At 35.1% G+C, this 14505-nt stretch carries 14 protein-coding genes; 12 read left to right on the top strand and 2 right to left on the bottom strand.

The features are described 5' to 3' along the window. Positions 1–77: 77 nt before the first annotated feature. Together ACOQFO_RS11795 and pheA are read left to right on the top strand one after the other, a co-directional pair. Complete coding sequence (locus ACOQFO_RS11795) at positions 78–533, top strand: ACT domain-containing protein (protein ID WP_421689863.1); 456 nt, start codon at positions 78–80, stop codon at positions 531–533. 56 nt (positions 534–589) lie between these two features. After that, positions 590–1465: a prephenate dehydratase gene (pheA, locus tag ACOQFO_RS11790; RefSeq protein ID WP_421689862.1), complete on the top strand. Its 876-nt coding sequence runs from the start codon at positions 590–592 to the stop codon at positions 1463–1465. Positions 1466–1532: 67 nt separating this feature from the next. Here pheA and ACOQFO_RS11785 read toward each other — a convergent pair whose 3' ends face one another. Next, positions 1533–2063 (bottom strand): transcription repressor NadR, encoded by a 531-nt coding sequence (locus ACOQFO_RS11785; protein WP_421689861.1) that lies wholly within the window; start codon positions 2061–2063, stop codon positions 1533–1535. Between the two features lie 187 nt (positions 2064–2250). On the opposite strand from ACOQFO_RS11785, the gene ACOQFO_RS11780 reads away from it, so the two are divergent. From ACOQFO_RS11780 to ACOQFO_RS11745, 8 genes are all read left to right on the top strand, one after another. Further along, positions 2251–3672 carry a LysM peptidoglycan-binding domain-containing protein gene (locus tag ACOQFO_RS11780; protein WP_421689860.1) on the top strand — a complete coding sequence of 474 codons (1422 nt, stop codon included), beginning with the start codon at positions 2251–2253 and terminating at the stop codon, positions 3670–3672. 1 nt (position 3673) lies between these two features. Then, complete coding sequence (locus ACOQFO_RS11775) at positions 3674–4522, top strand: phosphotransferase family protein (RefSeq protein WP_421689859.1); 849 nt, start codon at positions 3674–3676, stop codon at positions 4520–4522. Positions 4523–4745: 223 nt separating this feature from the next. Continuing rightward, positions 4746–5372 carry a Holliday junction branch migration protein RuvA gene (gene ruvA, locus ACOQFO_RS11770; protein WP_421689858.1) on the top strand — a complete coding sequence of 209 codons (627 nt, stop codon included), beginning with the start codon at positions 4746–4748 and terminating at the stop codon, positions 5370–5372. A 12-nt stretch (positions 5373–5384) separates the two neighbouring features. Continuing rightward, positions 5385–6383, top strand: coding sequence for a Holliday junction branch migration DNA helicase RuvB (ruvB, locus tag ACOQFO_RS11765; protein ID WP_421689857.1), 999 nt, complete (start codon positions 5385–5387; stop codon positions 6381–6383). Between the two features lie 16 nt (positions 6384–6399). Beyond that, positions 6400–7440 (top strand): tRNA preQ1(34) S-adenosylmethionine ribosyltransferase-isomerase QueA, encoded by a 1041-nt coding sequence (queA, locus tag ACOQFO_RS11760; RefSeq protein ID WP_421689856.1) that lies wholly within the window; start codon positions 6400–6402, stop codon positions 7438–7440. A gap of 93 nt (positions 7441–7533) precedes the next feature. Further along, positions 7534–8679 carry a tRNA guanosine(34) transglycosylase Tgt gene (tgt, locus tag ACOQFO_RS11755; protein WP_421689855.1) on the top strand — a complete coding sequence of 382 codons (1146 nt, stop codon included), beginning with the start codon at positions 7534–7536 and terminating at the stop codon, positions 8677–8679. A gap of 147 nt (positions 8680–8826) precedes the next feature. Beyond that, entirely contained in the window at positions 8827–9090 is a 264-nt protein-coding gene (yajC, locus tag ACOQFO_RS11750) for a preprotein translocase subunit YajC (protein ID WP_421689854.1), read from the top strand. Positions 9091–9202: 112 nt separating this feature from the next. Continuing rightward, positions 9203–9856 carry a DUF421 domain-containing protein gene (locus ACOQFO_RS11745; RefSeq protein ID WP_421689853.1) on the top strand — a complete coding sequence of 218 codons (654 nt, stop codon included), beginning with the start codon at positions 9203–9205 and terminating at the stop codon, positions 9854–9856. On the opposite strand, the gene ACOQFO_RS11740 is transcribed toward ACOQFO_RS11745, so the two are convergent. Further along, positions 9837–11351 carry a putative polysaccharide biosynthesis protein gene (locus ACOQFO_RS11740; RefSeq protein WP_421689852.1) on the bottom strand — a complete coding sequence of 505 codons (1515 nt, stop codon included), beginning with the start codon at positions 11349–11351 and terminating at the stop codon, positions 9837–9839. The two genes, ACOQFO_RS11745 and ACOQFO_RS11740, sit on opposite strands and share 20 nt — an antisense overlap. 100 nt (positions 11352–11451) lie before the next feature. Between ACOQFO_RS11740 and ACOQFO_RS11735 the strand changes: the two genes are divergently transcribed. Further along, the gene (locus ACOQFO_RS11735) at positions 11452–11766 is read left to right on the top strand and encodes a post-transcriptional regulator (RefSeq protein WP_421689851.1); all 315 of its coding nucleotides are present in this window, start codon (positions 11452–11454) and stop codon (positions 11764–11766) included. 285 nt (positions 11767–12051) lie between these two features. Continuing rightward, on the top strand, positions 12052–14328 hold the full coding sequence (gene secDF, locus ACOQFO_RS11730) for a protein translocase subunit SecDF (RefSeq protein WP_421689850.1): 2277 nt from the start codon (positions 12052–12054) through the stop codon (positions 14326–14328). Positions 14329–14505 lie beyond the last annotated feature (177 nt).

Genomic DNA, 14505 nt, shown 5'->3' with positions numbered 1-14505 from the left:
ATGAGGTCAAATGACAGGTGATATTTGACCTCAGTTTTCTTTTAACTTTTAAAGCGAATGTTATTAGGGGGATACAAATGAAAAACATTGCAAATCAGCGTTATTACTTAGTAAGAGAAGATGTTCTAACAGATGCAATGCAGAAAACATTAGAGGCTAAACAACTTCTAGAGAGTGGTACAGTCTCGTCAATATGGGATGCAGTGAAGAAAGTTGATTTGTCTAGAAGCGCCTTTTATAAATATCGTGATGCGGTATTCCCGTTCCACTCTATTGTAAAAGAACGTATTTTAACAATTATAATCCAATTGCAAGATCAAAAGGGGACTCTTGCAAACTTACTTGGAATTATTAACAATGCACATTGCAATGTTTTAACGATTCACCAAACGATTCCTATTCAAGGACGTGCAAATGTGACCCTATCATTGGATGTTACGAGCATGGATGTTGATTTAAACGAATTAATCGAAAGCATTCAAAAACTAGAGTTCGTGGAATCGGCGGAAGTGATTAGTTCAGGTGCATTGTAGGTAGATCGATCAATGCTCAAATTCGCTTTTCAATTTAAAGAAATGGGGTCATCGTAGTGAATACGGATTATTTGCAACAAAAAATCGCCTATTTAGGTCCAGAAGCTTCATTTACATATATAGCAACAGAAAGTTTATTTCCAAAAGAACAACTAATCCCAATGACTACAATTCCAGAGTGTATTGATGCAGTCGTTGAAGGAAAAGTAAACTACGCTGTTGTTCCGTTAGAAAATGCAATAGAGGGAATCGTCCCACTAACAATCGATTACTTATATCATGAAGTTGAATTATTTGTTGTAGGTGAAATTTTAGAAAAAATTCAACAGCATTTAATGGTTAATAAATCACAAGTAAAAAATTGGTCTGAGCTAGAAGAGATTTATTCGCATCCACATGCATTAGCTCAATGTCATAAGTATTTATTTTACCGTTTTAGTGGTGTTCCACTTCGCCAAAGTTCTTCTACAGCAGCTGCAGCAAAATTTGTTGCAGAGAATCCTAAACGTTGTATAGGGGCAATTGGAAATACGTCTTCTGCTGTGAAATATGGTTTAGAAATAGTAGAGAAAAATATTCATGATTTTCATTTCAATCATACTCGATTTTTCGTACTATCTAAACAGAATACAAGGTTACCAACAGAACACTCTGATAAGAAGCCTAAAACAACTTTAATGCTAACATTACCATCGGATGAATCAGGAACTCTACATCAAGTATTATCTGTTTTTGCATGGAGAAAATTAAATTTAAGTAAAATTGAGTCTAGACCATTAAAGACCGGTTTAGGTCAATATTTCTTTATTGCTGACGTATTAGCAGATGAAAATGATGTCATGATGAAAGGCGCATTCGAAGAGTTAAATTCGATTGGCGTTACAGTTAAGTCTTTAGGAACATATTACACTTACACAGTTCCAGAAATATAATGCTATCACATGTAAACAAATAGGAAGATACGAATTGCCTGAATGACAATTGGTATCTTCCTATTTTTTATGATTCCACAAGATATCCCTTTTCGCGTAATAATTGTTCTGCTCGATCTAATTGTTCAATGGATGGTGCGCTTATTAAGTGGAGATGAGTGCCGTTAGTTAATACAGATAAATAATTCGCATGTGTTTCTTTTACTCGCTTTGTAAAATTTTGAACATCTAATCGATTTGAAACCATAATAGAAGCAGTAATTTCTCCGTAAACTGGATGTTCTACACTTACATTTTTTAATGTGACACCACAATCTACTATCGTAAACATTTCATCCTCAGCTTGTTCAGCGGTATGTACACAAACGATTTTTCTTTCATAACTATTGTTCGTATCTTCTGTATTTAAATAGACATAGCCCTGACTAGTTGCAACGATTGGTTCATTTCGCGCTTTTAATAAGTTCATATCATTGACTATGACTTGACGTGAGACATTTGCAAGTTTTGCTAAGTCGGTTCCAGTTACAGGTGATTGAGCGTTTTTAAGGATGGAAAGAAGTTCATTTCTTCTATCTTCACCTAACAGTTTTTTCATATAGATCCTCCTCGTATAAGAATGATAAGTGTTTCCCTTGTTATTTTTTGGGGATAAATCTGTTTTTCTAATGTATAAACATTACTCCATCATACATAGTTTAACACGAGGAATAAAATCATCCTTATATTTTTGTGTCCTTTTCATTGGATTGACATATTATAAAACGAGAAAAGGAGGATGTTTTGTGAGAACTCATGTTGTTCAAAAAGGCGATACACTTTGGAAAATTGCCAAACAGTATGGTATAAGTTTTGATGAATTAAAGCGACTAAATGGACATTTAGCGAATCCTGATTATGTTGTCCCTGGAATGGAGATTATTTTACCTGATGCAGTTTCAAATAATTCAGCAGGAAATACAGGTAATAAAGCTCCAATCAGAACAACAAGCTATAAAGAAAAATTAACTGAACCAATTGCTCCAATCGTTGAACAAACACAACCTACTAGAGAGGTGGCTCCTTCAAAAGAGCAGTTGACTAGACCGATGCCTGAGTTACCACCTCAACCTGCAGCAGAAGTTAAACCATCAAAAGAAAAATTTACACAACCATTACCAGAATATGTTATGCCAACACCGCCACCACAACCGGCACCTATGCCTCAAATTCAACCAGAAATTATGCCAGAATTCCATTTTGCTCCACAATTTACATTTACATCGCCACAACCAATGCCACCATCTGAGAAAATTATTATGACACAACCAATGCCACAACCAATTCCACAACCACAACCACAGCCAGTACCGATGCCAATACCACAACCAATTATGATTGAAATTCCAAAACCAGAAGTGAGAATTGAGGAAAAAGAAGTCGTTAAAACAGAATATGTACCGGTTCCACAACCATATTATGTATATGTTCCATATTGTCCTTGCCCTGAACCAATGCCTATGAAAAAGCCATGTAAATGTAAAAAACATCATCATGTAAAACCATGTGGATGTGGTGGTGGAATGCAACAACCAATGCCTATGCAAATGCCAATACAACATATGGATGATCCTTGTGATTGCAACGATTCCGCACCGTATAATCATATGATGATGCCATATGATTATAATTTCATGCAACCAGATTATATGGAACCAAACTATGAGATGGGTCCAATGATGGATATGGATGACCATGGAAAAGATTCTATTTTACCAGATTGGTTAGTTGATTCAACTAATGCAACAAGTGTTATGGGATCCTATGAACAAGCGAAAAGTCATATGAGTGACGATGTATTAGGAGATAAAGGTGTTAAAGGTGACGATTTCTATCATCATATGAAAAAAGATGATGATTACAGTCCAACACATTATGATCATGTTCAATACGATATGAATTACCCACAATATCAATTCATGCCTCAGCATGTAATGCCGGAACAATACAACATGCAACCGTATATGCCTGAACACTATAACATGCCATACCAAGCAATGCCTGAACAATACACTATGCAAGATTACTATATGCAACAATCTATGCCATATCACATGATGCCTCAACAACATATGATGCCACAACATATGAACTATCCATCACAACCATACTATCCAACTTGCAACTGTAACCAACAATCACCTGACTTTAGACCTTGGAATTATTAAAATGCAAATCAAAAGCAATATATGGAAACAAGAATCACCAGATGATACATTGTTTATAAAAAAGTACGATAATGAAATGGTGGCAGAAAAAGTTAAATTCATTCATCAACAACTAGAAGCAATCGAGTTTCCATATGCAATTCCTTTAAAAAAAACGAATGAACCGAATTTAATAGTACAAAGTTGGCAACATCGTAGCTATAGTGCAGATTTCTCAGACAGACATCACAGAAGAGAAGTAGTCAGGATTTTAAAATCATTACATGATACAAATAAAATGATTAATTGGAAAAACCACGTAATTATTCCAAGACAAAATTTATACAATAAATGGACTGCGCGGCTTGAACGTTTCTTATCCTATGAAAAAGAGTTAGTTCCGTATTTACAACATTCTTATTATGATATTACGCTGTATGCGGACAGAATTCTAAGGAAAATGCGGAAACAAGCCGAAAAAAAATCATCAAATTTCAATCTTACTTTATTGCATGGAGATGTTGTTCATCATAATTTTTTAATTACAAGAGAAGGCATGAAATTGATTGATTTTGATTTATCGGTCGTCGGAGATCCAGCCGATGAACTAATTTTATGGTTACATCGAGCCCTACCAACAGTTGGCTATGACCTTCAGAAGTTAATAAGTGAAAGTCAATATTTAAGCGAGTTGTGTCTACCAAAATTGCATTATCTCCAATATCCTAACGAATTGTTAAGAGAATGGTTGTATATATTGCAGCTTGGCGATCTTGAAAAAGAAGAATTCTTAGACTATTTAATGCCGTTTACTGAAAAAGCATTAAGACATTGGCCTGAGTTAATTGTAAAAACTGAAAAATTAAAATGAATATAAGTTTGCATGGCTAGGTTAACTTTGTTCAATATGTTAATATAAAACTATTAAAATAGTGATCCATTCATACATTTAAGACCGTCTAACTTGGACGGTCTTTCATTTCATAATAAGTTTTTTAAGGTTCGTTCATGTTTAGTTTGAACGATTTCCCACCTAGTTCGTGATCTTATTTTGATATGCTATAATGGATTGATGTGAATGCGAGGGATTATTAATGTACGATTATATTATTGGACAAGTTAAAAGAGTTACACCAGAATATATTGTCCTAGAACAAAACCAAATAGGATGGTGTTTACATACACCGAATCCATTTGCCTTTCAAATTAATGAATCTAACCAACAAGTTTTTATACATATGCATGTACGAGAAGATGCTCATCTACTGTTTGGATTTAAAACAATGACCCAACGTGAGCTATTTAGAAAATTAATACAAGTTTCTGGGATCGGACCAAAAGGAGCTTTGGCAATTTTAGCTAGCGGAAATCCTACTCATGTAGTGTCAGCAATTGAAAATGAAGATGAATCTTTCCTTATCAAATTCCCTGGAGTAGGGAAAAAAACAGCTCGCCAAATGATTCTGGATTTAAAAGGAAAGTTAGGAAATCTAGTGTCAGAGGCAAATGTAGTTATACCTAGTAAAGATGATGAATTGCCACTATTTGGAGTTAATCCAAATCAACATCAATTAGATGAGGCGATTTTAGCATTAAGTGCCCTTGGTTATTCAGAAAAAGAACTTGCTAAAATTAAGCCACAGCTTGAGGAGAACGATTCTCTTTCAACTACTGAAAATTATATGAAAAATGCTTTACAACTGTTACTAACGTTGAAGTAAGGGGGAGATGAGATGTCTGACCGTATAATTTCAAATAATGCAAATGAATATGATGAACAATTCGAACTTTCCCTTAGACCACAAATGTTGTCACAATATATTGGACAATCTAAAGTAAAGGAAAGTTTAAAAATATTTATTGAAGCCGCAAAAATTCGAGAAGAAAGTTTAGATCACGTCTTGTTATATGGTCCACCAGGACTTGGTAAAACAACTCTAGCTAGTATTATTGCAAATGAAATGAATGTTAATATTCGCATGACGAGTGGACCTGCTATTGAACGACCAGGTGACTTAGCGGCCATTGTAAGCTCACTTGAACCAGGAGATGTATTGTTTATTGATGAGATCCATCGACTATCGAGAGCTATTGAAGAAGTACTTTATCCTGCGATGGAAGACTACTCCTTAGATATTGTCATAGGAAAGGGGCATGAAGCTAGAACGGTACGTTTGGACTTACCACCATTTACATTGGTAGGAGCTACAACAAGAGCAGGTGCGTTATCTGCTCCTTTTAGAGACCGTTTTGGCGTCATGCTTCGATTAGATTATTATGACGAATCCTCTCTAGTTGAAATTGTTTTAAGAAGTGCTAAACTATTTGAAGTTGATATAGATAAGTTAGCGGCAAGAGAAATTGCAAGACGTTCTCGTGGTACCCCAAGAATAGCCAATCGATTATTAAAAAGAGTGCGGGATTATGCACAAGTCATTGGAGATGGTGTAATTTCACTATCAATTGCCAATCAGGCACTCCAACTACTCCAAGTAGATCCTTTAGGCCTTGATCATATTGACCATAAATTAATAAAAAGTATGATTGAAAGTTTTAAAGGAGGGCCTGTTGGGTTGGATACTCTTGCTGCATCAATTGGTGAAGAAAGGGTAACAATTGAGGATGTATACGAACCGTATTTAATGCAAATTGGATTTATACAAAGAACACCACGTGGTCGTGTTGCAAGCGTCTTAGCGTACGATCATTTTGGTTACCCACATCAAACTTAAAAAAGGAAGTTTCAACATGAAAGTAGAAGATTTTGATTTTGAATTACCTGAAGAACTAATAGCTCAAACACCATTAGAAGATAGAACTGCAAGTCGGTTAATGGTTGTCGACCGTCAAACGGGTGAAGTAGAACACCATCAATTTCCCCATATTCTAGATGAATTACAAGAAGGAGATTGTCTTGTTTTAAACGATACACGAGTTATGCCGGCCAGACTTTTTGGTACAAAGGAAGGTACAGGTGCTCATATCGAATTGTTGTTATTAAAACAAGGTCAAGATGATGAGTGGGAAACGTTAGTAAAACCAGCAAAACGAGTAAAAATCGGTACAGAAATAACATTTGGTAATGGTTTGCTAAAAGCTATTTGTACCGGCGAATTAGACCACGGTGGGCGAATGTTTAAGTTCAGTTATGACGGTATTTTTTATGAGATATTAGATCAGCTTGGAGAAATGCCACTTCCACCATATATACATGAGAAGTTAGACGATCGTGAACGTTATCAAACAGTCTACTCTAAAGAGATTGGTTCCGCTGCAGCACCTACAGCAGGGTTACACTTTACTAATGAAATTTTAGAAAAAATAAAAGATAAAGGCGTAGAAATAGTCTTTATTACACTACATGTTGGGCTTGGTACTTTCCGTCCAGTAAGTGTAGATTCTATTGAAAATCACGATATGCATTCTGAATTCTATAGTGTTTCAGAGGAAGCAGCGAATACGATTAATCGCACAAAAGCTAATGGCGGAAAAGTAATTGCTGTAGGGACAACATCTACTCGAACACTAGAAACGATTGCTCAAAAATTTGATGGCGAAATTCGTGCCGAACACGGATGGACAAACATCTTTATCTATCCAGGTTTCGAATATAAAGCAATAGATGGGTTAATTACAAACTTCCATTTACCTAAATCTACTTTAGTTATGTTAGTAAGTGCATTAACATCAAGGGATATAATATTAAATGCATATAAACAAGCTGTTGAAGAAAAATATCGATTCTTCAGCTTTGGAGATGCGATGTTTATTCGCCCGATACGTGATTAACATTAGTTGAATTTGATAAAAATACAAGAAAATGGGGAAACCTGAAGGGAAACTGGAGTACTGTTTTTACTCCAAAAATGAAAGGAATTTATTATGACACAACCAGCAATAAGATACGAACATATTAAAACATGTAAACAAACTGGAGCGAGACTTGGGATCGTTCATACACCACATGGATCATTTGAGACACCTGCATTTATGCCAGTAGGTACACAAGCAACTGTAAAAACGATGGCACCAGAAGAAGTTAAAGAGATGGGTGCAGGGATCATTTTATCAAACACATATCATTTATGGTTACGTCCAGGAAATGAGATAGTGAAAGAAGCGGGTGGACTCCACAAATTTATGAACTGGGACCGTGCAATTTTAACTGATTCTGGTGGATTCCAAGTATTTTCACTTAGTGATTTTCGTAAAATCGAAGAAGATGGAGTTTACTTCCGCAACCATTTAAATGGGGACAAGCTATTTTTAAGCCCAGAAAAATCAATCCAAGTTCAAAATGATTTAGGTGCAGATATTATTATGGCTTTCGATGAATGTCCACCATATCCAGCATCTTATGAGTATATGTTAGCTTCTGTTGACCGTACAACAAGATGGGCTAAGCGCTGTAAAGAAGCACATAGTCGCCCAGAAGACCAAGGATTATTTGGGATAATTCAAGGTGGGGAATATGAGGATTTAAGAAAACGTTCAGCTGAAGCATTAGTTGAATTAGATTTCCCAGGATATGCAATTGGTGGTTTATCTGTAGGTGAACCAAAAGATGTTATGAATAAGGTATTAGAGTTTACTACACCGCTTATGCCGTTTGATAAACCACGTTACTTAATGGGAGTAGGTTCTCCTGATTCTCTTATTGATGGTGCAATACGTGGAGTTGATATGTTTGACTGTGTACTACCAACACGAATTGCTCGTAATGGAACACTAATGACTTCAGAAGGAAGACTAGTTGTTAAAAATGCACAGTATGCGAAAGATTTTGGGCCACTTGACCCTAATTGTGATTGTTATACTTGTAAAAACTATTCACGTGCTTATATTAGACATTTGATAAAAACAGGTGAAACATTCGGCATTCGTTTAACAACATATCATAATTTACATTTCTTATTGAAACTAATGGAGCAAGTACGTCAAGCTATCCGAGAAGATCGTTTAGGGGATTTCAGAGAAGAATTCTTCGAAAAATACGGTTTCAACAAACCAGATGCAAAAAACTTCTAATTTTTATATAATAGTGAAAATACAAGAAATTGTTGTTAAATTTTAAAAAATAGGATTATTTTCATTGAAAGTAATAGTTTCAAATCGCTTTTTAAGTGCATTTTATACTATACTATTTAAGGAGAATTAGAAAGGGGGACATAATATATGCAAGATACATTATTAAATTTGCTACCAATCATAATTTTATTTGCGGCTATGTGGTTTATCTTAATCCGTCCAGCTCAAAAGAGACAAAAAGCAACTGTACAAATGCAAAGCAGCTTAAAACGCGGTGATCGTGTAGTAACAATTGGTGGACTTCACGGAGAAATCGATGCAATTGAAGATACAGCGGTATATATCTTAGTTGATGGTAACACTCGTTTGAAGTTTGAGCGTCAAGCAATTGGTCGCGTAATTACAGAATAGTAGGAAAAGCTTACGAAATTGGACAAGTTCCACTGCGTAAGCTTTTTTCATGGTCAAAATTGAATAATTATCATGTCCATAGCAAACAATTATTTGAGAAAGGGAGTTTGTTATGGAATTATATTTAGAAATCGCTTTTCGAACAATACTTTTATATATTTTAATCTTAGTCATTTTTAGGTTAATGGGAAAAAGAGAAGTTGGCGAATTAAGTATTATGGACTTAGTTGTGTTTGTTCTTATTGCAGAGTGTGTTGCCTTTGCATTAGAAGACATGGATAAAGCATTATTCCCGATGATTTTTCCTATCCTATTATTATTTGTCATCCAATATTGCAATTCACTTCTAGCATTAAAAAGTAAAAAAGTAAGAGATTTAATCGATGGCGACCCGTCACTCATTGTTAAAAATGGTGTCATCAATGAAGAAGAAATGAGAAAACAACGGTATAATCTAGATGACTTATTCCAACAATTACGTGAAGCGAGTGTACCATCGATCAAAAACATAGCTTATGCATACTTAGAACCATCAGGAAAACTATCCGTTTTCCTAAAAGATGAAGATCCATTAGTTTTACCTTTAATTGTAGATGGTGATGTTATTGAAAGACATCTTAAAATGATTGAAAAAGATGAACTATGGCTAAAAGAAACATTGAAAACAAAAGGATATTCAAATCTTGATGAGATATTTTATTGTTGTTTGGAAGATTATGATTTATATGTTCAATTAAAAGGTACAACTATCGACGGGAAACAATAGAACGAAAATATCTAAAATCACTTAATCGGAATTGGTGTAATAGGATTAATAAAATCGTTACGATCCCTATAGTGATTGAACTATTTGTCCAAAAATCAAAATGCAACATTGGCAAAAAATAGCTTTGAATCACACAAGTCACGATAAATACCGCGTAAGGAACTACGAAGAAACGAAAACCTCCAGCAATCATTTTATGTTGACGAATCGTCGCGATATGTAAAAATGATGTCATTAATACACCAAATCCAATCGCAATGATTGCACCATATTCAGCAATTGAGGCTTGGGAAGCTAGTACAAACATGATGAATAATTTACCCAATCCACCGTAAATTGAGTTCATCATCGCAGCGCGAGCCTCGTCTACTGCTTGTAAAATGGATTGAAGCGGACTTTGAATATAGTAAAAATAAAAAATCGGTGCTAATATTCGCATATAGCCCTTTGTATCTTCTAATCCAAATAACATTAATGCTAGTTCATCACCGTGTAAGAAAAAGTAAGTCGCTGCATAACAACCAATCAGCGAAGACATCCGTAAAGATATTTCAATACGGTCGTTTAATAATGAATAATTATTACGAGCAATGGCGCTACTTACCGCTGGGATGAGTACAATAGCTAAAGCGTTCGGTATAAATGATGGAAATAGTAATAATGGAATATGAACACCTGATATTACCCCGTATAAAGTTGTTGCTCCAGCTGCAGTTAATCCAGCTATTGTCAATGCTTGTAAGAAAACGATTGGTTCTAAAAACCACGTAAAGGTACCGAATAGTTTACTACCTGCTGAAGGTACTGCAATTCGAAGTAACGGCATTGCAGGATATGGCTTTGGCTTGTCTGATGATTTCAGTTTTGATTTTGTATATAGATAATGGAAATACAAATATAAAAGGGATACTACTTCACCTACTGCAGTAATAGCCATTGCATATGCTGCAGTCAATTCTGGATTACCAGGTACAATAAATCCAGGTAGTATCATTGAGATGAGTGCAATACGAACTAACTGTTCAATCATCTGAGACCAAGCTGTCGGAGAAATTCTCGTTAGCCCTTGTAAATACCCTCTAATAAGACCAGAAAATACAACGATTGGTACAGCACCCAAGGCAATATACAATGTCACTTTTGTTGCTTCATTATGTAAAAGTGTTCCAGCTAAAAATGGAATGAAGAAGTAAAGAATTGGTATGAAAATAATCATGGAAGCAACGGACCACTTAATTGCAGTTACCATTACGGACTTAAGTTGTCCAATCCGTTTTTTCGCATAAAATTCAGCTATAATCTTTGCAACAGCGATAGGTAGTCCAATTTGTACAAGCGAAATAAAGAATATATAAGCAGGGTAGGCTGTCATATACACTCCTACTGCTTCTTCCCCAGCAACCCTCATAAATTGCATTCTATATACAAAGCCAAATAACTTAGATAAAAAAATAACAATCATTAAAAAAACGGTCCCTCTAACAAACGATCCCATTCATTCAATCCCTTCTCATTTCAAGAAATATCCGCTACAATATTTGTATGCTCGTACTACACATGTTAAAACAAATCAAATGCTCTGAGGTGAAAACAAATTGAATATTGAACATTCGAATTTATTTCAAAAAGTCTTACCAGCTTTATTAAGCAAAATAGAAGAATTCCAGCATTTTGGTTATGACCATATTACAAAAGAAGATTTGTGGAACTATTGTGTAAAGAAAAAATGGAGAAAAAAGATTATTGAAGATTTAAAGCTTCATGAAGTTGTGGAGACTATCTTTTCCATTTCCGCTTCAGAGATTGTTAGTTTTACTCAGATCAAATCATTCCAAAAGACTGATTGGTTTGGAGAGTTAAATAAAGACGAATTAAATGAGCTATTTAGAAAACAACCAACAAAAGAATAAATATGATTCGCAATAAGCTCATTGTGTTGAATTGACAGCATGAACTTCGTGTTACATAATAAGTTTGTTGTTTAAAACATATTATTTTTTTTAGTTTTGTCATGTACTAAACTGTGCTACCATTAGACGAATGAAAGCATCTTAGCAAAAGGCTTCCTTTGCTTTATTAGCGGATTGCTTATAATTAAATTCCATAATCTGCCAAAGAAGCACAGTTCGACTTATACTAGTCGAACTGAGTCTTTCTAGTCTCAGTTGTATACATACACCCAAGGAGGATTATGCATGAAGTTAAAAAGCCGTATTTTAACTTTTCTACTAGTAATTGTTGTGTTATTTGCAGCAATGGGTGGAACAGTTAAAGGTATATTAGATGATGTAAAACTCGGCTTAGATTTACAAGGTGGTTTTGAGGTTTTATATGAAGTAGAACCATTAGATGGACAAGAAATTACGCCATCAATTTTGACCGATACAACAAGTGCCTTGAACAATCGTGTTGACCAATTCGGTGTTAGTGAACCTAGCATTCAAGTTGAAGGGGAAAATCGAATTCGTGTTCAATTGGCAGGACTAGACGACCAATCATCTGCCCGTGAATTACTATCAAGTACTGCTGAATTAACATTCCGTGATGTGAATGATAATGTATTAATGGATGGAACAGATTTAGTTGAGGGCGGCGCTGCTGGTACATTTAACGATTCAAATCAACCAATTGTTACATTAAAGCTAAAGGACGCTTCGAAATTTGCTAGTGTAACTAAACAAGTATCAGAAATGCCTGAAGGTCAAAATTTACTAGTCGTTTGGTTAGATTTTGAAGAAGGCGTCGATTCTTACGCTCAAGAAGTGTTAAAACCTAAAGAAGATCAAAAATTCGTTTCTGCAGCACGTGTTGGACAAGTGTTAAATACGACTGATGTAATGATTGAAGGTAATTTTACAGTTCAAGAAACGAAAGATTTAGCGAGTGTTTTAAATGCAGGTGCCCTTCCAGTTAAATTGACAGAAGTATTTTCAACTTCTGTTGGTGCACAATTTGGTGAGCATGCATTAAAATCAACAGTTTACGCTGGTATTATAGGATCTGTTTTAATTTTCTTATTCCTAATGTTCTATTATCGTCTACCTGGACTGATTGCAAATATTACATTAGTTATTTACATTTATCTAAACTTATTAATATTCGTATTGATTAATGGAGTTCTTACTTTACCGGGAATTGCAGGTCTTGTATTAGGGATTGCAATGGCTGTCGATGCGAATATCCTAACAGCTGAAAGAATAAGAGAAGAGCTCCGCATTGGTAAAACGATTAAGCAAGCATTTGCTGAAGGTACTAAATCATCATGGTCTGCGATTTTAGACGCAAACGTAACATCCTTTATTGCAGCAGTGGTATTATTCTACTTTGGTACAAGTTCTGTAAAAGGGTTTGCAACAATTTTAGTAATTAGTATTTTAATAAGTTTCTTAACAGCAGTTTGGGGATCACGTATCCTTCTTGGTTTATTAGTGAATAGTGGTTATTTTGATAACAAACCAGGATTCTTTGGTGTAAGAAAATCAAAAATCCATTCAATTGAAGAAAACGTAAGTTCATTAGATTTATCTACGAATTTCGACAGATTCGACTTTGTACACACTAGAAAACGATATTTTACTTTATCGATTATATTAATATTAGCTGGTGCAATCGTTCTAGGTCTATTTAAATTAAACTTAGGTATTGATTTTGCAAGTGGTACTCGTGTTGATGTATTAGCACAAGAATCACTTACAGAGGAAAAAGTATCTTCGTATATGGAAAGTATTGGATATCCATCGGATGATATTATCATTTCTGGTGAAACGCAAAACATAGCAGCAATCCAATATACTGAGGAATTCACACAACAACAAATCCTAGAAATAAAAGAAAAAATGCATGAAGAATTTGGTGCAGAGCCAAATGTAAGTGCTGTTTCATCAATTGTAGGACAAGAACTTGTGAAAAATGCAATTTATGCTTTAATCATTGCAGCTATTGGAATTATTATCTACGTTGCAATTCGATTCGAATGGCGTATGGGTATTGCTTCTATCATCGGTGTACTCCATGATATTTTCCTAATGGTAGCAATATTTAGCTTTACACGTTTTGAAGTCGATTTAACATTTATAGCGGCCTTACTAACAGTTGTTGGTTACTCTATCAATGATAAGATTGTTACATTCGACCGTATCCGTGAAAACTTAGATCGTGTGAAAAAAATCGAGAACTCAGACGAACTTGCAGAAATTGTTAACAAATCATTAAGACAAACACTTGGACGTTCTGTTAACATCGTTTTAAATATTGCATTTGTTGTCGTTGCACTATTATTATTTGGTGCAGAAGCTATCCGAAATTTCTCATGGGCTCTGTTCTTAGGTTTACTAGCAGGAACGTATTCATCGATTTACATTTCCGCTCAAATTTGGTATTCAATCATGAAAAAAGGCTTGAATAAAACTGGTGGTAAAATTGATGTAGAAAGAAAGAAAAAACAATGGGGTTCAGACGAGCCAGTTGTATAATAGTAAAAGTCCCAAAGGCAATCTTGCTTTTGGGACTTTTTATTGTGCGCCCGGCATGGGCTATAACTTGGTGGTGAAAGTCCACTACAGGCTTGGCAGTAGGAACTGTTAGCTAATGGCAAGGGTGTCCACCGTGAGGTGGAATCTGAAGGAAGCCGGAGGCAAATTCCCGAACTG

The organism is Ureibacillus sp. MALMAid1270 (assembly GCF_049202975.1).
Classification (GTDB): domain Bacteria; phylum Bacillota; class Bacilli; order Bacillales_A; family Planococcaceae; genus Ureibacillus.
Note: the sequence above shows the minus strand (reverse complement) of the source record. Positions and strands in the feature narration are given on the sequence as shown.

Coding starts and splice junctions, on each gene's coding strand:
- queA (WP_421689856.1), top strand. CDS start 6,400: ATGAAAGTAGAAGATTTTGATTTTGAATTACCTGAAGAACTAATAGCT.
- secDF (WP_421689850.1), top strand. CDS start 12,052: ATGAAGTTAAAAAGCCGTATTTTAACTTTTCTACTAGTAATTGTTGTG.
- ACOQFO_RS11740 (WP_421689852.1), bottom strand. CDS start 11,351: ATGGGATCGTTTGTTAGAGGGACCGTTTTTTTAATGATTGTTATTTTT.
- yajC (WP_421689854.1), top strand. CDS start 8,827: ATGCAAGATACATTATTAAATTTGCTACCAATCATAATTTTATTTGCG.
- tgt (WP_421689855.1), top strand. CDS start 7,534: ATGACACAACCAGCAATAAGATACGAACATATTAAAACATGTAAACAA.
- ACOQFO_RS11775 (WP_421689859.1), top strand. CDS start 3,674: ATGCAAATCAAAAGCAATATATGGAAACAAGAATCACCAGATGATACA.
- ACOQFO_RS11795 (WP_421689863.1), top strand. CDS start 78: ATGAAAAACATTGCAAATCAGCGTTATTACTTAGTAAGAGAAGATGTT.
- ruvA (WP_421689858.1), top strand. CDS start 4,746: ATGTACGATTATATTATTGGACAAGTTAAAAGAGTTACACCAGAATAT.
- ACOQFO_RS11785 (WP_421689861.1), bottom strand. CDS start 2,063: ATGAAAAAACTGTTAGGTGAAGATAGAAGAAATGAACTTCTTTCCATC.
- ACOQFO_RS11745 (WP_421689853.1), top strand. CDS start 9,203: ATGGAATTATATTTAGAAATCGCTTTTCGAACAATACTTTTATATATT.
- ruvB (WP_421689857.1), top strand. CDS start 5,385: ATGTCTGACCGTATAATTTCAAATAATGCAAATGAATATGATGAACAA.